We start from the raw sequence: 383 nt of genomic DNA, 5'->3' as shown, positions 1-383 counted from the left end.
ATCGCCGACGGATCCATCACTCCGATCGCGTCGTGGTCTATCCGGTGTTCCACTCGCCCGCCGATGTGGCGTGGCTCGGTCAGCAGGCCGCGCTCGAAGCCCATGTGCCGCAATGGAGATTCGACGGCGACCAACAGGGTCGCGCCGCGCGCATCGTGTTCGATCTCGATCCGGGTGACGACGTGGATCTCGACATGTGTGCGCGAGTCGCGTGCGAGGTACGCACCATGGTCACCGACATCGGACTGCGTGCCTATCCACTCACCAGTGGTAGCAAGGGAATTCATCTCTACGTCCCGCTCGACAAGCCCATGACGTCCTCGGGTGCGTCCACCGTCGCCAAACGGGTGGCGACCCTGCTGGAGGAGAAGCTGCCGGATCTG

General features: G+C 64.0%; 1 protein-coding gene. It reads left to right on the top strand.

Annotated features, from left to right (window positions below; genetic code table 11):
* Positions 1 to 11: 11 nt before the first annotated feature.
* Positions 12 to 383: non-homologous end-joining DNA ligase LigD (gene ligD, locus AC1DYP_RS24860; protein WP_477048572.1), on the top strand; the 372-nt coding region annotated here is incomplete at its 3' end.

This window comes from Caulobacter sp. P1_D6, assembly GCF_056406095.1.
Note: the sequence above shows the minus strand (reverse complement) of the source record. Positions and strands in the feature narration are given on the sequence as shown.